Below are 16,209 nucleotides of genomic sequence, written 5' to 3' on the forward strand. Positions count from 1 at the left end.
CACTGAGCGTGTGGCTCCCCCCACCCGACCGGCCTTACGGCCGGCCACCCTCCCCGCAAGGGGGAGGGAAATTTGGCATCGCGGGTGATGCTGTTGACTCCCCTCGCCGCCTGCGGATTTGATCGGTGCAAACAACAACACCGGCATCCGCCGCCCGAGGAAATCGCCCTTGCCCGCGAAGAAGTCCAAGCAGCCGAGCGCTGCCGTCACCACCGTCAAATCCGCCACGCTCGACCTGCTGCGCGCCTTCAAGATCGACAAGGTGTTCGGCAATCCCGGCTCGACCGAGCTGCCTTTCTTAAGCGACTGGCCGGACGATATCGACTACGTGCTGGCGCTGCAGGAAGCCTCGGCAGTGGCGATGGCGGACGGCTATGCGCAGGCGAAGCGGAACGCCGGCTTCGTCAATCTGCATTCGGCGGCCGGCGTCGGCAACGCACTCGGCAACATCTACACCGCGTTCAAGAACCAGACCCCGCTGGTGATCACAGCCGGCCAGCAGGCGCGCAGCCTGCTGCCGCTGCAGGCCTTCCTCGGCGCCGAGCGCGCGAGCGAATTTCCGCGGCCTTATGTGAAATACAGCGTCGAGCCGGCCCGCGCCGAGGACGTGCCGGCCGCGATCGCCCGTGCCTACTACGTCGCGATGCAGCCGCCGTGCGGGCCGACCTTCGTGTCGGTGCCGATCGACGATTGGGCCCGGCCCGCCGCGCCGTTGCCGCCGCGCACGATCACGCGCGAGATCGGTCCGGATCGATCCGCGATGGAGGCGCTGGCCGACACGCTGGCCAAAGCCAAGAAGCCAGCGCTGGTGGTCGGCCCCGCGGTCGATCGTGCCGCGGCGGTCGGGCTGATGGTGCAGGTCGCCGAGAAGGCCAAGGCGCCGGTGTGGGTGTCGCCGTTCTCGGCGCGGTGCAGCTTCCCCGAACGGCATCCTCTGTTCGCCGGCTTCCTGCCTGCCTCGCCGGGGCAGTTATCCGAGGCGCTCGGCGCTTACGATGTCGTCGTCGTCATCGGCGCGCCGGTGTTCACTTTCCATGTCGAAGGCCATGCAGCGATCTTCGACGGCGCCTCGAAACTGTTTCAGATCACCGATGATGCCGACGCCGCCACGGTGACGCCGCTCGGCACCAGCATCATCGCGACCGTGACGCCGGCACTCACCACGCTGCTGGCGTTGCTGCCTGAAACCAGGCGCGCCGCGCCGCCGGCCCGTGTGCTGCCGCCAGCGCCGCGGTCAGCCGAGCCGATGCCGGCCGAATATCTGCTGCATACGCTGCGCGCCACGATGCCGGACGACGCGATGCTGGTCGAGGAAGCGCCGTCGCACCGTCCGGCGATGCAGACCTACATGCCGATGCCCGGCCAGGACAGCTTCGCGACGATGACCAGCGGCGGGCTCGGCTGGTCGCTGCCGGCCTCGGTCGGCTTCGCGCTGGCGCATCCGAACCGCCGCACCGTCTGCCTGATCGGCGACGGTTCGGCGATGTATTCGATCCAGGCGCTGTGGACCGCGGCGCAGCGCAAGCTGCCGCTGACCGTGGTGGTGCTGAACAACGGCGGCTACGGCGCGATGCGCTCGTTCAGCCAGGTGATGCAGGTCCGGAATGTGCCGGGCCTGGACGTGCCAGGGATCGACTTTGCCGCTTTGGCGCAGTCGCTCGGCTGCGACGCCGCGAAGGTGACAGGCAGCGCCGAGCTGGCGCCGGCGCTGACGCGCGCCCTCTCGCTGGACGGCGTCAGCGTGGTTGAGGCGATGCTCGATACGTCGGTGCCGATGCTCTACGCGCGCAACGGCTGAGACCGCGTCAGTTCTCCAGCGCCTCGTACACCAGCTTCTTCAGTTCGCGCTGCACCGGCTGACGCTGCGACGGCGTCTGCTCCATCAGCACGAAGAACATGTCGAGCTTCGGGTCGACCACGAAGTAGCAGCCCGAGGCGCCGTCCCATTTCAATTCGCCGAGCGAACCGGGCGGCGGCGGCTTGGCGTTGCCGGCATCGGTGCGGACGCCAAGGCCGTAGCCGTAGCCGAAGCCGTCCCCAGGGAAATAGAAGTAATCGCGCTCGACCCCGGAATTCGGGCCGATGTGATCGGTGGTCATGTCCTTGAAGGTCGCTTCGCTGAGGAAGCGCTTGCCGTCGAGCTCGCCCTTGTTGAGCAGCATACGGACGAAGCGGATCACGTCGTGCGGCGTCGAGCTCAGTCCGCCGCCGCCGGACTCCCACTTGCGGAGAATGTCCGGTCCCACCAGCCGGCCCACACGGAAGTTGGAATCGTTCGGCATCGGCTGCGCCAGCCGCGACTTCTGCGCGTCGGACTGAAAGAAATACTGCGTGTCGGTCATCCCGAGCGGGTCGAACAGCTTCTGCTTCTGGAACTGATAGAACGACTGGCCGGACGCCGCCTCGATCACGGCACCGAGCACTTCATAGGAATTGCCGTAGTCCCACAGCGTTCCGGGCTGCTCCTGCAGCGGCAGCTTGGCGATCCGCTCGGCGAATTCGCGCGTGGTCGGATCACCGTCGTAGATCTTGGCGGCATCGATCGTCTTGCGCACCAGACTGTCGCCGTAGAAGCCGTAAGTGATGCCGGACGTGTGCAGCAGCAGGTCGCGAACCTCAATCGGTCGCTTCGGCGCGACGAAATCGAGATACTTCTCGCCGTTGTCGCGCTGCTTCTCGACGCCGACCTTGGTATCGGCAAAGGCCGGGATGTATTTCGACACCGGATCGTCGAGCTTGATCTTGCCTTCGTCGACCAGCATCATCACCGCAAAGGCGGTGAACGGCTTGGTCAGCGACGACAGCCGGAAGATCGTGTCGTCGGTGATCGGCTGCTTGGTAGCGACATCGCGGACGCCGAAATCTTTGTGATAGACCGGCTTGCCGTGGCGCTCGATGTACACGAGCGCGCCGGGAATCTTGCCCTCGGCGATGATCTTGTTGAAGAATTCGTCGATCCGCTCAAGCTTCTTGTCGGAGAACTGCACGCTCGGCGGCAGGTCGAACGTTCCTTCGGCGAGCGCCGGGCTCGCGACCGTCGCGGCCAACGCCCCTGCCATCAACCACCGCGCGGCGCGATGCAGCATCCTCAAGTCCTCCCAGGTTCTGTCGTGGATCGTGATGGTAACGGCGCTTGGAGCGGTTTCAAGGGGCCGCCTCCATAAGCGCGGCGCGATGCAACTCGGCACTCGCAGGCGAGAAGCAACAGAACACCACTCGTGTCACCGAGCTGCCCGCGCTGAGTGCATCGAAGGTGGTTCGGACCGCAATCGGTGCGGCGCGCTCGGGCGGAAAACCATAGACGCCGGTAGAGATCGCCGAGAACGCGACCGAGCTCAACCGATGATCATCGGCGAGCTGCAGGGCGCGGACGTAGCAGGAGGCGAGCGCGGTGTCCTCGCCGTGGCGGCCATCGTGCCAGATCGGGCCGACCGTGTGGATCACATGGCGCGCCGGCAACCGGTAAGCGCGGGTGATCTTGGCATCGCCAGTGTCGCAACCGCCGAGCGTGCGGCATTCGGCAAGCAGTTCGGGGCCGGCAGCGCGATGGATGGCGCCGTCGACACCGCCGCCGCCGAGCAAGGATGCATTGGCGGCGTTGACGATCGCGTCGACGGCGAGCGTGGTGATGTCGGCAACGACGACTTCACAGGTCGCCGTGCCGATCTGGCGGACAAAGGGGCTCAGGCGGCGGCCTTGATGCCCTTGTCGGTGAACAGCTTCTGCAATTCGCCGGCCTGGAACATCTCGCGCACGATGTCGCAGCCGCCGACGAATTCGCCCTTCACGTAGAGCTGCGGAATGGTCGGCCAGTTCGAGTACTGTTTGATGCCGTCACGCAGCTCGGCGCTCTCGAGCACGTTATGGCCTTTGTACGGAATGCCGATGTGATCGAGGATCTGCACCACCTGACCGGAGAAGCCACACTGCGGAAATTGCGGCGTGCCCTTCATGAACAGCACGACGTCGTTGGCCTTCACTTCGTTGTCGATGAATTGCTCGATGCTCATGGCGAATCCTTTTGCGGCGCGGCCGGCTGACCACCAGCGGCCGGGTCGAACGTTCATATATGTATCCCGAAACCACCGCATAGCCCAAGTCAAAACCGATTGAGCCCTGGCTGCCGCCTTGACTTCGCTACCATTTTCGTCGCCGCCGCGCTGCAATAGGCCAAGGCGAGAGCCGAAGACGCAAAATCCTCCCCTGGTACGGCAGCGACCTTACATCCCGATCGTCAGCGCCTATCTTGTTCAGCCTGGAACTCACTCTGAACAGCAGCGTTTTCCACCAAACCGGAGATGCTCGTGACGATCCTGTCCTCCGCCACGGCCGCTGCAGCCGAATCTTCCCTCTCCGCCTGCTCCCGCGACCTGGCCGCTCGCCTCGCCGATGCTTATCGTGCGGTACGCGATGAGACCGAGCGCCGCGCGGCCCCGCTGTCTCCAGAGGATCAGGTGGTGCAGTCGATGCCGGATGCGAGCCCGGCGAAGTGGCACCGCGCCCATACCACCTGGTTCTTCGAGCAGTTCCTGCTCGGCCCACATTGTCCGGGCTATCAGGTATTCCACCCGGACTACGCCTTCCTGTTCAACTCCTATTACGTCTCGGCCGGCCCCCGGCACACCCGCGCGGCGCGCGGGCTATTGACCCGCCCCGGCGTCGCCGATGTCGCGGCCTATCGCCGCCATGTCGACGCGGCGATGCTGAACTGGTTCGCGACCGCCGATACCGCGAAGCTCGAGGAGATCGCGCCGCTGATCGAGGTCGGGCTCAATCACGAGCAGCAGCACCAGGAATTGCTGCTCACCGACATCCTCCATGCCTTTGCGCAAAATCCGATCCCGCCGGCCTACGACCCGGCGTGGCGGCTGCCGGCGACGGACCAGAGCGGCGAGGATTGGGTCGCGCTCCCCGAAGGCATCCACCCGATCGGCCATGCCGGCGACAGCTTCCATTTCGACAACGAAAAGCCGGTGCACCGCGCATTGGTCGGGCCGGTCAGGCTGGCGCGGCACCTCGTCACGAATGCCGAGTGGCTGGAATTCATGGCCGACGGCGGCTATCGCACCGCCACGCTGTGGCTGATGGACGGCTTCGCCTGCGCCGAGCGCGAGGGCTGGGAGGCACCCGGCCATTGGCGGCAGGTCGACGGCGAGTGGAATATCATGACGCTCGGCGGCCTGCAAAGCGTCGATCCCGCCGCCCCGGTGTGCCATGTCGGCTACTACGAGGCCGACGCCTTCGCACGCTGGTCCGGCAAGCATCTGCCGACCGAGATGGAGTGGGAAGTCGCGGCCAGCGCCGGGCATCTTCCGGATGCGTTCGGCACCGTCTGGCAATGGACCCGCAGCGCCTATGCACCCTACCCGGGCTACAAGGCGATCGAAGGCGCGCTCGGCGAATACAACGGCAAGTTCATGGTCAATCAGTTGGTGCTGCGCGGCTCGTCCTGCGCGACGCCCGAAGGCCACAGCCGCGTCAGTTATCGCAATTTCTTCTATCCGCATCACCGCTGGCAGTTCACCGGACTGCGGCTTGCCGACTACGGCGCCTGATTTGAAAATCTCAATGCGCCACGCGCGCAGCCCGGAGGATCGCCCATGAACGTGCACGTTACTGTGCAGACGCAAGCGCATCGGCTCGATTCGGACACGGCTGCGTTTGCGCGCGACGTGCTGGACGGGCTGACGAGGCCGCAGAAGGAACTGTCGCCGAAGTACTTCTACGACGACACCGGCTCCGAGCTGTTCGTCGAGATCACCCGCCTGCCGGAATACTATCCGACCCGCACCGAGCTTGGCATTCTCGAGGGCCGCGCCGCCGAGATCGCGGCACTCATTCCACCGGACGCGGCAATCGTCGAGTTCGGCGCCGGGGCGACGACCAAGATCCGCCTGCTGCTCGCCGCCCATCAGGTCGCGGCCTATGTGCCGGTCGATATCTCCGGCGATTTCATCGTCACCCAGGCCGAAGCGCTGCAGCGGGATTTCCCGCAGCTCGCAGTGCATCCGCTCGCCGCCGACTTCACCAAGCCGTTCGCGCTGCCACCCGCGATCCGCGACCTGCCGAAGGTCGGGTTCTTCCCCGGCTCGACGATCGGCAACTTCGAGCCGCAGGAGGCGCGGCGCTTCCTGGAGAGCGCCCGCGATATTCTCGGCCACGGCGCCCGGATGATCATCGGTGTCGATCTGGAAAAGGACGAAAACGTCCTGGTGCCGGCCTATGACGATGCCGCCGGCGTGACCGCCAAATTCAACCTCAACCTGCTGATCCGCATCAACCGCGAACTCGGCGCGGATTTCGATCTGTCCGCCTTCGCGCATCGGGCGATCTACAATCGCGATCAGCACCGCATCGAGATGCATCTGGTCAGCCTGCGCGACCAGACCGTGAATCTGTTCGGCGAGCGCATCGGCTTTCGGGCGGGCGAGACCATCCACACCGAGAACAGCTACAAGTACAGCCTGGAACGATTTCGTGCCCTGGCCCAGCAGGCCGGCTGGTCGCTGAAGCAGAGCTGGACCGATGCGGACGCGATGTTCTCGGTGCACGCGCTCGGAGCGAACTGAGACTGCCGCGTCTCGTCTTTCGCCCGACTAAACTGCAGCTTCCTCTGCGGCGGCGATCCGCGCCGCGCGCCGGCCGCGTGCCTCGGCGGCGCATTTGGCGACGTGGACCTCGCGATTGATCACCTGCAGGTTGGGCAGGCCCCAAAAGCCGAGCAGCTCCGGCCATGTCCGGTCGCGGTGCTGCCGCCAGACCTGAAACAGCGGCACGAGGTGATCGACTTCAGACGTCCGCAGCAGCCGCCTGTTGGTCTCGCGGCAACGGCGGCCCTGTAGGCGCCGCAGCAGCTTGGTCTGGCCGCTCGGCGCATTCCAGAACTGCCAGGCGGTGACGCAGGCGCTGTGCCAAGTGGCATTCTTGTTGATGCCGGCGTTCCATAGATCGGCGTGCCAGCCGAACCGATACACCGGCTGACCGCAGACGCAGCAGAAGCCGGGGCCACGCTGATGTGCTTTCTCCCGATACGGCGCAGGCGGAGTGCGAAACGTCGCCGGCAATCCGTTGTCGGGGTCGCCGACGTGCCACTGCCAGCCGGCAGGGGCACCGCTGCGCGCCGCCAGCATGCGCGCCAGCCGCTCCGCCCGCAGCGGATGCGCGCGCCAATACGAGTCGACCGCGACCCGGAGGGTCGAAGGCACATAGGCGCGGGCTTTGGCATGAATCAGCACCGCCTGCGGGAAGACCTCCGGCAGCCGCTTGGTCAGCCGGGCCAGCGCCAGTGCGTTGGCCTTCGCCTTTTCGTCCCGCCAGTTCGACATGCTCTCCCACCCACCAAGACGGTGCCGCGCGGCTGTAAAGCCTTCGTTAACGTCGGCGCCGCGCAGCGGGCCGTGTCCATGCGCTCTTTGCGCGTTGTGACAGATTTGTTATGCGATCCCGCATGAGAAGCGGGTTTATTCGATGGCTTTCGACCGACACAGCGCAGCTACGCTGTCGCCTGTCCTTGGTCGTGGTGATCTCGCTTTATCTCGTCTCAGGCCTGCTGCATCAGATCGCCTGCCTGCATCCGACCCAGGTGGCGGCGACCGCTGTGTTCAGCACGCATTCTGTCGATGACAGCACCGGCGACGCGGCCATCTCGGTCTGCGATCGTTGCCCGTCGTGTTCAACCGCCGTAATTCCGGCCTCCTTGGCCGGACGCCCATCGCCGGACAGCGCAAAGGCCTGCTTTGCCGGGTCTTCGCTGGCGATCGCGCTGCGGGCAAGTCCCGATACGCCCCCGCCCAAACAGGCCGTCTGACCGACGACGCGTCCGGGCGCCGCGACACCGCTCCGCCCGCCCTATGCCGATGACATTTCGCCACCCGTGCCGGGCGCATCAGCGCTCGCCGGCCTGCTTCGAAGCGTCCGCTCCGTTCTGTCTGGAGAGGCGATGCTTCGCGCGGGGCACGCCGTGCGTGGCATGCGCTGAAAGGACGACGGGATGATACCCGAAACGAACACCAACGCCGCCGACGAGCCGATCGGCACCGCCCCCGACATCGATCATGCCGATCGTCTGCTGCATCGTCTGGTCTGGGACGTATCAGCCATCGGCTTCTCGATCCTGCGGATGGCCGAACTGCTCGGGCGCCGAGTCGGCCTGACGGGATCGCAATGGCTGCTGATCAAGGCGGTCGACTTTCTGGCCGACCGGGATGGCGTTCCGGTAGGCGAAGTCGCGGCGCTGCTCAATATGAAAGGGTCGTTCGTCTCGGCGCAGATCCGGCCGCTGGAGCAGCGCGGCCTCCTGAGCCGCACTCAATCCGCCGAAGACCGGCGGGTCGTTCTGCTGTCGCTCACCGGGAGCGCAAAACAGACGTTGGAGCGCGTCGAGGACGAGATGTGCAGAATCGAGGAGATTGCACGCGGCACGCTGTCCGATCGGCATGTCGGAGAACTGTCCCACAGCGTCAACGCCATGCGCCGTCGCATGGATCGGGCAACGGCGCGCGTTGCGCGACTCGACTAGCAACAGCTCGATCAGCAATCGTCGTGGCAGGCGGCCGAACTGCAAGGCCGCCCGGCCTCGGCCGAAGCCGCCCGCCGTCAGGCTTCCGGCACGCCGGTCTGCAGCGCGAGCGCATGCAGCACGCCGCCCATCTGCCCCCGCAGCGATTGATAGACGATCTGGTGCTGTTGGACCCGCGACTTGCCCCGGAACGACTCCGAAATCACGGTCGCGGCATAATGATCGCCGTCACCGGCGAGGTCGCGAATCGTCACCTCCGCGTCGGGAATCGCGGCCTTGATCATGGCCTCGATGTCGCGGGCATCCATCGGCATTCGGTCGTCCTCCAGATCGTCGCGGGCCACCCGCGCGCCAAGCGCGGTGGCAATCCTGAGCTGCCATCCTATATCGCAGTACGGCCCTTTCAAAGCCACCCCGCCGGGCACATCCCGACAAGGTGACCGCGACACCAGGCCGCTTCACGCCCTGAAGGTTCATCCGATGAAGCTCCCCGGCCCAGATCACCCGATTACGATGACGGCAAACCCGAAGGGCGTCCGAATCAGCGCCGGCGGTCGAGTGATCGCGGAGACCCGCCGCGCGCTGACGCTGCGCGAAGCCAGCTATCCGCCAGTGCAGTACATTCCGCGGGAAGATGCCGACATGCGGCTGCTGGAAAAGACCGCTCGGGTCACCCACTGCCCGTATAAGGGCGATGCCAGTTATTTCAGCATCGTCGCCGGGGGCGATCCGCTGCCGAACGCGGTGTGGAGCTACGAGACGCCATTTCCGGCGATGGCCGAGATTGCCGGCTATCTGGCGTTCTATCCGGAAAAGGTCCAAATCGAAGAATTCAAACCCTAGCAATTCGCCGAAGAGGCGATTCAGCTAAGGCGCAGTATCGTATTCCACCGGCGGCATCGCGCGGGGCTTATTTCGTGACCGTAACCTATCCCACCACTGGCGGCATGACCGCGCACGCAGCGTCGCATGTGCGCGACCTGTCGCTCGACCGCACCCGCACCTTCCTCACCATCCTGGTGCTGATCCACCATTCGGTGATCCCCTATACTTACTTCGGTCACACCGACCCGACCTCGTTCATCGGCTTCGATTGCATCGTGCTCGCCACCGACAGTTTCTTCATGGCGATGTTCTTCATGCTGTCGGGGCTGTTTCTGTGGCCGAGCCTGGACCATCGGCCGAAATTCGGCTCGCTCGCTCGCGACCGGCTGATCCGGCTCGGCATCCCGTTCGTGATCGCAGCCTTCACCGTGATCCCGATCGCCTACTACGCGCTGGCGCTGCGCGCCGACCCGGCCGAGACCTTCGCGCAGTTCTACAAGAACATGATCACGGTCGGCCCGTGGCCGAGCGGACCGTTGTGGTTTCTGTGGGTGCTGTTCATCTTCAGCGTGATCGGCGGCGGGCTGTACCGGATTTCGCGGCACACGCTGGACCCGATCAATCACCTCGCCAAGCTCGGCTACAAATCGCCGGCGCTGTTCATCGGCGCCGTGTTCGTGATCACCGCGATCCTCTACGTGCCGTCGCGGCTGTACTACACCTCGACCTATTGGTTCGAATGGGGACCGTTCGCGGTGCAGGCCAGCCGGGTGCTGCTGTACACCGCATACTTCTTCATCGGTGCCGGCATCGGCGCCTGCCATCCCGAGCAGAGCGTGCTCGGCGCCGGCGGCAAGCTGGCGCAGCAATGGTGGATCTGGCTGCTGGTGGCGCTGGTGCCGTATCTCGGGATGTGGGGCCTGATCGGCATCAAGCGCGGCATCCTCGACAATCCGGACGACCTGCCGATGTGGTACGAGGCGAGCTACAGCGTGGCGCTGACCGCCTTCAGCGCCGCGATCATCTTTGCGATCCTGGCCGTATTCCTGCGCTTCCGCCGCGGCGGCTGGAGCCTGCTCGATCCGCTGCAGCACGACGCCTACGGCATCTTCCTGGTGCACTACGCCTACATGCTGTGGCTGCAGTACTGGCTGTACGACTACGACCTGCCGGCGATCGTCAAAGCCGCCATCGTATTCACCCTCGGCCTGCTGCTGAGCTGGGCGACAACGTATCTCTTGCGGAAGATTCCAGGCGCGTATCGGGTGCTGTGAGACCCCTCTTCCTTCATTCCGGGGCGCGCGCAGCGCATCCCGGAATGACGATGGAGAGGCCGAAGGCGACTACGCCTTCCCGCCCATATAGTCCGGCAGCCAGTGCTCGTGGGCGTGGCGCAGCGCCTTGATGTCGACGGTGCGTTCGCCTTCGATCTTCAGCGCGTGACCGCCGGTGACGCCGATCTGGGTGCAGGGCACGCCGATCGTCTTCAGCTTGGTCTTCACCGCGAGCAGATCGGCTTCCTTCACCGTGACGACGTAGCGGGCCTGATCCTCACCGAACCACCAGGCGTGCGACACGATCTCGGCCGGCGGCGCGTCGAGCGCGGCGCCGATGCCGCCGCTGATCGCCATCTCGGCGAGCGCGACCAGCAGGCCGCCGTCGGACAGGTCGTGCACGGCGGTCGCGGTGCCGGCCTTGATCATGCCGCGGACGACGTCGCCGTGGCGCTTCTCGGCCGCCAGATCGACCGGCGGCGGCGCGCCTTCTTCACGGCCGCAGATCTCGCGCAAGTACACCGACTGGCCGAGCCAACCCTTGGTCTCGCCGATCAGCAGGATCGCTTCGCCTTCAGCCTTGAAGGCGAGCGTCGCCGACTTGGTGAAGTCGTCGAGCACGCCGACGCCGCCGATCGACGGGGTCGGCAGGATGCCGCGGCCCGAGGTTTCGTTGTAGAGCGAGACGTTGCCGGAGACGATCGGCGAGTCGAGCGCGATGCAGGCTTCCGAAATGCCCTTCAGGCAGCCGACCAGCTGGCCCATGATCTCGGGCCGCTCCGGATTGCCGAAATTCAGGTTGTCGGTGATCGCTAAGGGCTTGCCGCCGACCGCCGTGATGTTGCGATAGGCTTCGGCCACCGCCTGCTTGCCGCCCTCGAACGGATCGGCCTCGCAGTAACGCGGCGTGACGTCGACGGTGAGCGCCAGCCCCTTCGGGCCGTCCTCGATGCGAACCACCGCGGCGTCGCCGCCGGGCCGCTGCACAGTGTTGCCGCCGATGACGTGGTCGTACTGCTCCCACACCCAGCGCTTGCTGCACAGATCGGGCGTCGCCAAGAGCTTCTCCAGCGCCTCGGCCGCGCCCATCGGCGCGTTGATGTCGCGGGCGTGGATCACCGGCAGCTTCGGTGACTCCACCCACGGGCGATCGTACAGCGGCGCCTCGTCGCCGAGCTCCTTGATCGGCAGATCGGCCTTCACCTGGCCGCCATGCTTGACCACGAACCGCTTGGTCGGCGTGGTGTAGCCGACGATCGCGAAGTCGAGACCCCACTTCTTGAAGATCTCTTCGGCTTCCTTTTCCTTCTCCGGCTTCAGCACCATGAGCATGCGCTCCTGGCTTTCGGAGAGCATCATCTCGTAGGCGGTCATGCCGGTCTCGCGGGTCGGCACCGCGTCGAGATCGAGCTCGACGCCGAGGTCGCCCTTGGCGCCCATTTCTACGGCGGAACACGTCAGGCCGGCCGCGCCCATGTCCTGGATGGCGATCACGCAGTCCTTGGCCATGATCTCGAGGCAGGCTTCGAGCAGCAGCTTCTCGGCGAAGGGATCGCCGACCTGCACGGTCGGCCGCTTCTCCTCCGACCCCTCGTCGAACTCGGCCGACGCCATGGTGGCGCCGCCCATGCCGTCGCGCCCCGTTTTCGAGCCGAGATAGACGATCGGCATACCGACGCCGGAGGCCGCGGCGAGGAAGATCTTGTCGGCATCTGTGAGGCCGACCGCCATCGCGTTGACCAGAATGTTGCCGTCGTAGCGGGTGTGGAACCGGGTCTGGCCGCCGACCGTCGGAACACCAAATGAATTGCCGTAGCCGCCGACGCCGGCGACGACGCCGGACACCAGGTGCCGGGTCTTGGAATGCTTCGGATCGCCGAACGACAGCGCATTGAGGCAGGCGATCGGCCGCGCCCCCATGGTGAAGACGTCGCGCAGAATGCCGCCGACGCCGGTGGTGGCGCCCTGATACGGCTCGATGTAGCTCGGGTGGTTGTGGCTCTCCATCTTGAAGACCACCGCCTGATTATCGCCGATATCGATGACGCCGGCGTTCTCGCCCGGGCCCTGCAGCACCCACGGTGCCTTGGTGGGCAGCCCCTTGAGGTGGATGCGCGACGACTTGTACGAGCAGTGCTCGTTCCACATCGCCGAGAAGATTCCGAGCTCGGTGAAAGTCGGCTCGCGCCCGATCAGATCGAGAATGCGCTGATATTCGTCCGGCTTCAGGCCATGGCTGGCGATCAATTCCGGGGTGATCTTCGGCTCGGGAGCGGACATAGGGCAGCATTCCTCGGCGCGCCGGAGGGGCCGGCGCGGACCGCTGTTATGTAGAAAGAACGGCCCAAAGGGGAAAGGCTTTTCTGCACGCCTGGGGATGGCGAACCGCCCCAGGCCGGGATTGAAGGCATGCCTTTTCAATAAGTTGCAGCTTCCGCCCCAGCCGCGGCCGGCCCCTTCTCCCCGCTCTGTGCGGGGAGAAGGATGGGATGAGGGGCCGGGCAGTGAATCGGACGCGGCGGAAGTCGTGCTGGGTAGCGGGGCTGTGCCCGCCCGAGGGGCCGACTGCGGATTGACGCCGTGCCCCGCCCCTCACCCGGATTGCTGCGCAATCCGACCTCTCCCCGCACAGAGCGGGGAGAGGTTCAGTCAGTGCCTTGCGGCTAGCTACAGAATTACGCCGCAACCGCCGGCAGGCCCGCCAGCGCGGTGGCGAGGTCGGCTTCGTCGTAGTCCTGATCGACCAGCTTGCCTTCGAAGTAGTTGATGTAGGCCTGCATGTCGAAATGGCCGTGGCCGGAGAGGTTGAACAGGATCGTTTCCGACTTGCCCTCCTCCTTGCAGCGCAGCGCCTCGTCGATCGCGCAGCGCACCGCGTGGGTGGATTCCGGCGCCGGCACGATGCCTTCGGTGCGGGCGAACTGCACGCCGGCTTCGAAGCAGCCGACCTGCTTGTAGGCGCGCGCCTCGATCAGGCCGAGTTCGTAGGCGTGCGACACCATCCCGCTCATGCCGTGATAGCGCAGGCCGCCGGCGTGGAAGCCCGGCGGCATGAAAGTCGAGCCGAGCGTGTGCATCTTCACCAGCGGGGTGAGATGCGCGGTGTCGCCGAAGTCGTAGGCGTAGGTGCCACGGGTCAGGGTCGGGCACGCCGCCGGCTCGACCGCGATGATGCGCCGCTTGCGACCGCCGCGGAGCTGCAGGCCGAGGAACGGGAAGGCAAGGCCGGCGAAGTTCGAACCGCCGCCGGCGCAGCCGATCACGACGTCCGGATCATCGCCCGCCATTTCGAACTGCTTGATCGCTTCTTCGCCGATGATGGTCTGGTGCAGCATCACGTGGTTGAGCACCGAACCCAGCGCGTACTTGATGTCCGGGTTCTTGGCGGCGACTTCCACCGCTTCGGAGATCGCGATGCCGAGCGAACCGGGGCTGTTCGGATTCTTCTCCAGAATGGCGCGGCCGGATTCGGTTTCGGTCGACGGCGACGCGATGCAGCGCGCGCCGTAGGTCTCCATCAGCGCGCGGCGATACGGCTTCTGGTCGAACGACACGCGGACCTGGAAAACCAGAACGTCAAGCCCGAACAGCGAGCCGGCGAACGCCAGCGACGAGCCCCACTGCCCGGCGCCGGTCTCGGTCGACAGCTTCTTGATGCCGGCCTGCTTGTTGTACCAGGCCTGCGGCACCGCGGTGTTCGGCTTGTGCGAGCCGGCCGGCGAAACGCCTTCGTACTTGAAGTAGATCTTGGCCGGCGTGCCGAGCGCCTGCTCGAGGCGGCGCGCACGGATCAACGGCGCCGGGCGCCACATCCGGAACACGTCACGCACCGGCTCGGGAATCTCGATGTAGCGCTCGGTCGCGACCTCCTGGAGGATCAACTCCATCGGAAACAGCGGCTCCAGATCGCTCGGGCCGACCGGCTGATGCGTGCCCGGATGAAGGACCGGCGGCATCGGCGTCGGAAAGTCGGCATTGAGATTGTACCAGGACTTCGGGATGTTCTCCTCGTCCAGTACATACTTGATCTGGTCGCTCATTCTGGTCTCCCTCACGCGGCCCGTTTCTTGCGGGGCGAGAAGGTATACAGCGGCGACCTGCCTGCCAATTGCGCAGTGTCAATTAGATTTGTGGATTTGCATTGCAGCGCGGCATCAGTTTTATGGACCAAACGATAGACCAAAGGATAACGCCCCTTGACCACCACCGCCGAACCGACACGCCTCAGCCGCCCGGACCTTTTCACCGCCACTGAAGGTGAGTTCGCCGGCTGGCGGACGTGGACTCGGGACACTTTCGAATCGCACAACGGACCGTTCTGGCACCGCATCGAAGACGACGGTCGCGTCCGCTGCGCCTTCCGGGTCGAGAAGAAGCACCTCAACGGCATGAAGGCGGTGCACGGCGGCTGCTTCATGACCTTCGCGGACTATTGCCTGTTCGCGATCGCCGTCCACGAATTGCAGGGACCGGGCGTGACGGTGGCGTTCGGCGCTGAATTTCTCGACGCGGCATTCGAGGGCGAACTGATCGAGGCGACCGGCGAAGTCACGCGGGCCGGCAAGTCGCTGATCTTTGTCCGCGGCATTCTCAAAACAGGCGAACGACCGTTGTTCACGTTCTCCGGCACCATCAAGCGGGTCAAGCGCAGGGTGCCGCCGACTGAGGTCGCCGACAGCCACTGACCGCGGCGGCCCTGCCTCATCCGCAAGGCTGCGTCGCGAGATCGGCAACCGAAAGCTAACCAAGATCGGGTAAGGTCGCCGCCGTGACCTCGCTCCCCACAATCCTGGTGTTCGATTCCGGCCTCGGCGGCCTCACGGTGCTGCGCGAAGTGGTCCGCGCCCGCCCGGACGCGCACTACGTCTATGTCGGCGACGACGCGTTCTTCCCTTACGGCCAGCGCAGCGAGGAGGCCGTGATCGGTCGCGTCGTTCCGCTGATGGGCGAACTCATCGCGGCGCATGCGCCGGATCTCGTCGTGATCGCCTGCAACACCGCCTCGACCATGACGCTGGCGCCGCTGCGGGCCCGCTACCGGGTGCCGTTCGTCGGCACCGTGCCGGCGATCAAGCCGGCCTGCGCTCGCTCCCGCACCAAACGCGTCTCGGTGCTCGGCACGTCAGCGACGGTGCGGCTCGAATATACCCGCGCGCTGATCCGTGATTTTGCGCAAGGCTGCGAGGTGTCGCTGGTCGGCTCGGTGCGTCTTGCCACCCTCGCCGAGACCGCGCTCGGCGGCGGTGAGGTGACCGACGCGGCGATCCGCGCCGAAATCGCACCGTGCTTCGTCGAAGCCGACGCCACACGCGGACGCACCGATTCGGTGGTGCTGGCCTGCACGCATTATCCGCTGCTGCTCGACCGGCTGATCCGGCTGGCGCCGTGGCCGGTCGACTGGATCGATCCGGCCCCGGCGATCGCCCGCCGCGTCGTCACTCTGCTCGGCGAGGCCACCGGCCATGCCGCAAGCCCCAAGGCCGAGATGATCTTCACATCCGGCCGGCAGCCTCGCGCCAGCGCCGGCTTGGCACCCTATTTCGGCGGCCGGGTTCCGGCCTGAGGCGCTTTTCCGCCTGACGGGACGCTGCT

General features: G+C 65.8%; 17 protein-coding genes. 9 read left to right on the forward strand and 8 right to left on the reverse strand.

The window, feature by feature from the left end; all coding sequences use genetic code 11:
- The first annotated feature begins 169 nt into the window (after positions 1-169).
- Positions 170-1,798 carry a benzoylformate decarboxylase gene (gene mdlC / locus DY468_RS16375; protein ID WP_164605868.1) on the forward strand — a complete coding sequence of 543 codons (1,629 nt, stop codon included), beginning with the start codon at positions 170-172 and terminating at the stop codon, positions 1,796-1,798.
- A 7-nt stretch (positions 1,799-1,805) separates the two neighbouring features.
- Here mdlC and DY468_RS16380 read toward each other — a convergent pair whose 3' ends face one another.
- From DY468_RS16380 to grxD, 3 genes are read right to left on the reverse strand one after another with little or no spacing between them, the layout of a single operon-like run.
- On the reverse strand, positions 1,806-3,086 hold the full coding sequence (locus DY468_RS16380; RefSeq protein ID WP_164605869.1) for a serine hydrolase domain-containing protein: 1,281 nt from the start codon (positions 3,084-3,086) through the stop codon (positions 1,806-1,808).
- A gap of 58 nt (positions 3,087-3,144) precedes the next feature.
- Positions 3,145-3,687, reverse strand: coding sequence for an O-acetyl-ADP-ribose deacetylase (locus tag DY468_RS16385; protein ID WP_164605901.1), 543 nt, complete (start codon positions 3,685-3,687; stop codon positions 3,145-3,147).
- The gene (grxD, locus tag DY468_RS16390; protein WP_164605870.1) at positions 3,684-4,010 is read right to left on the reverse strand and encodes a Grx4 family monothiol glutaredoxin; all 327 of its coding nucleotides are present in this window, start codon (positions 4,008-4,010) and stop codon (positions 3,684-3,686) included. Before grxD ends, DY468_RS16385 begins: the two co-directional genes overlap by 4 nt.
- 288 nt (positions 4,011-4,298) lie before the next feature.
- Here grxD and egtB point away from each other — a divergent pair, with 288 nt between their 5' ends.
- Together egtB and egtD are read left to right on the forward strand one after the other, a co-directional pair.
- Entirely contained in the window at positions 4,299-5,555 is a 1,257-nt protein-coding gene (gene egtB, locus DY468_RS16395) for an ergothioneine biosynthesis protein EgtB (RefSeq protein WP_205512422.1), read from the forward strand.
- A 45-nt stretch (positions 5,556-5,600) separates the two neighbouring features.
- The gene (gene egtD, locus DY468_RS16400) at positions 5,601-6,569 is read left to right on the forward strand and encodes an L-histidine N(alpha)-methyltransferase (RefSeq protein ID WP_164605871.1); all 969 of its coding nucleotides are present in this window, start codon (positions 5,601-5,603) and stop codon (positions 6,567-6,569) included.
- A 27-nt stretch (positions 6,570-6,596) separates the two neighbouring features.
- Here the strand turns inward: egtD and DY468_RS16405 are convergent, their stop codons facing one another.
- A complete protein-coding gene (locus tag DY468_RS16405) occupies positions 6,597-7,325 on the reverse strand; it encodes a hypothetical protein (protein WP_164605872.1) in 729 nt (242 codons plus the stop codon).
- Positions 7,326-7,510: 185 nt separating this feature from the next.
- Here DY468_RS16405 and DY468_RS16410 point away from each other — a divergent pair, with 185 nt between their 5' ends.
- Positions 7,511-7,807, forward strand: a complete 297-nt coding sequence (locus tag DY468_RS16410) for a hypothetical protein (RefSeq protein WP_164605873.1) — start codon at positions 7,511-7,513, stop codon at positions 7,805-7,807.
- A gap of 78 nt (positions 7,808-7,885) precedes the next feature.
- Here the strand turns inward: DY468_RS16410 and DY468_RS16415 are convergent, their stop codons facing one another.
- The gene (locus tag DY468_RS16415; protein WP_164605867.1) at positions 7,886-8,074 is read right to left on the reverse strand and encodes a hypothetical protein; all 189 of its coding nucleotides are present in this window, start codon (positions 8,072-8,074) and stop codon (positions 7,886-7,888) included.
- Positions 8,075-8,119: 45 nt separating this feature from the next.
- Here DY468_RS16415 and DY468_RS16420 point away from each other — a divergent pair, with 45 nt between their 5' ends.
- On the forward strand, positions 8,120-8,518 hold the full coding sequence (locus DY468_RS16420; RefSeq protein ID WP_246701004.1) for a MarR family winged helix-turn-helix transcriptional regulator: 399 nt from the start codon (positions 8,120-8,122) through the stop codon (positions 8,516-8,518).
- Between the two features lie 77 nt (positions 8,519-8,595).
- Here the strand turns inward: DY468_RS16420 and DY468_RS16425 are convergent, their stop codons facing one another.
- Positions 8,596-8,832: a BolA family protein gene (locus DY468_RS16425; protein WP_022719642.1), complete on the reverse strand. Its 237-nt coding sequence runs from the start codon at positions 8,830-8,832 to the stop codon at positions 8,596-8,598.
- Between the two features lie 166 nt (positions 8,833-8,998).
- On the opposite strand from DY468_RS16425, the gene DY468_RS16430 reads away from it, so the two are divergent.
- Both DY468_RS16430 and DY468_RS16435 read left to right on the forward strand, forming a co-directional pair.
- On the forward strand, positions 8,999-9,361 hold the full coding sequence (locus DY468_RS16430; RefSeq protein WP_164605875.1) for a DUF427 domain-containing protein: 363 nt from the start codon (positions 8,999-9,001) through the stop codon (positions 9,359-9,361).
- Between the two features lie 74 nt (positions 9,362-9,435).
- Complete coding sequence (locus DY468_RS16435) at positions 9,436-10,617, forward strand: acyltransferase family protein (protein ID WP_164605876.1); 1,182 nt, start codon at positions 9,436-9,438, stop codon at positions 10,615-10,617.
- A 69-nt stretch (positions 10,618-10,686) separates the two neighbouring features.
- On the opposite strand, the gene purL is transcribed toward DY468_RS16435, so the two are convergent.
- A complete protein-coding gene (purL, locus tag DY468_RS16440; RefSeq protein WP_164605877.1) occupies positions 10,687-12,897 on the reverse strand; it encodes a phosphoribosylformylglycinamidine synthase subunit PurL in 2,211 nt (736 codons plus the stop codon).
- Between the two features lie 395 nt (positions 12,898-13,292).
- Positions 13,293-14,657 carry a TrpB-like pyridoxal phosphate-dependent enzyme gene (locus DY468_RS16445; RefSeq protein WP_164605878.1) on the reverse strand — a complete coding sequence of 455 codons (1,365 nt, stop codon included), beginning with the start codon at positions 14,655-14,657 and terminating at the stop codon, positions 13,293-13,295.
- Between the two features lie 156 nt (positions 14,658-14,813).
- Here DY468_RS16445 and DY468_RS16450 point away from each other — a divergent pair, with 156 nt between their 5' ends.
- Both DY468_RS16450 and murI read left to right on the forward strand, forming a co-directional pair.
- Positions 14,814-15,302, forward strand: coding sequence for a PaaI family thioesterase (locus DY468_RS16450; protein WP_164605879.1), 489 nt, complete (start codon positions 14,814-14,816; stop codon positions 15,300-15,302).
- A gap of 83 nt (positions 15,303-15,385) precedes the next feature.
- Positions 15,386-16,180, forward strand: coding sequence for a glutamate racemase (gene murI / locus DY468_RS16455; protein WP_013503594.1), 795 nt, complete (start codon positions 15,386-15,388; stop codon positions 16,178-16,180).
- Positions 16,181-16,209: the final 29 nt, after the last annotated feature.

This window comes from Rhodopseudomonas sp. BR0M22, assembly GCF_010907035.1.
Lineage (GTDB): Bacteria > Pseudomonadota > Alphaproteobacteria > Rhizobiales > Xanthobacteraceae > Rhodopseudomonas.

Bases quoted from the DNA above. Each gene is read 5' to 3' on its own strand.
- DY468_RS16380 (WP_164605869.1), bottom strand. From the start codon at position 3,086: ATGCTGCATCGCGCCGCGCGGTGGTTGATGGCAGGGGCGTTGGCCGCG.
- grxD (WP_164605870.1), bottom strand. From the start codon at position 4,010: ATGAGCATCGAGCAATTCATCGACAACGAAGTGAAGGCCAACGACGTC.
- egtB (WP_205512422.1), top strand. From the start codon at position 4,299: ATGCTCGTGACGATCCTGTCCTCCGCCACGGCCGCTGCAGCCGAATCT.
- egtD (WP_164605871.1), top strand. From the start codon at position 5,601: ATGAACGTGCACGTTACTGTGCAGACGCAAGCGCATCGGCTCGATTCG.
- DY468_RS16405 (WP_164605872.1), bottom strand. From the start codon at position 7,325: ATGTCGAACTGGCGGGACGAAAAGGCGAAGGCCAACGCACTGGCGCTG.
- DY468_RS16415 (WP_164605867.1), bottom strand. From the start codon at position 8,074: ATGCAGCAGACGATCGGCATGATCGATGTCGGGGGCGGTGCCGATCGG.
- DY468_RS16420 (WP_246701004.1), top strand. From the start codon at position 8,120: ATGGCCGAACTGCTCGGGCGCCGAGTCGGCCTGACGGGATCGCAATGG.
- DY468_RS16425 (WP_022719642.1), bottom strand. From the start codon at position 8,832: ATGCCGATGGATGCCCGCGACATCGAGGCCATGATCAAGGCCGCGATT.
- DY468_RS16430 (WP_164605875.1), top strand. From the start codon at position 8,999: ATGAAGCTCCCCGGCCCAGATCACCCGATTACGATGACGGCAAACCCG.
- purL (WP_164605877.1), bottom strand. From the start codon at position 12,897: ATGTCCGCTCCCGAGCCGAAGATCACCCCGGAATTGATCGCCAGCCAT.
- DY468_RS16445 (WP_164605878.1), bottom strand. From the start codon at position 14,657: ATGAGCGACCAGATCAAGTATGTACTGGACGAGGAGAACATCCCGAAG.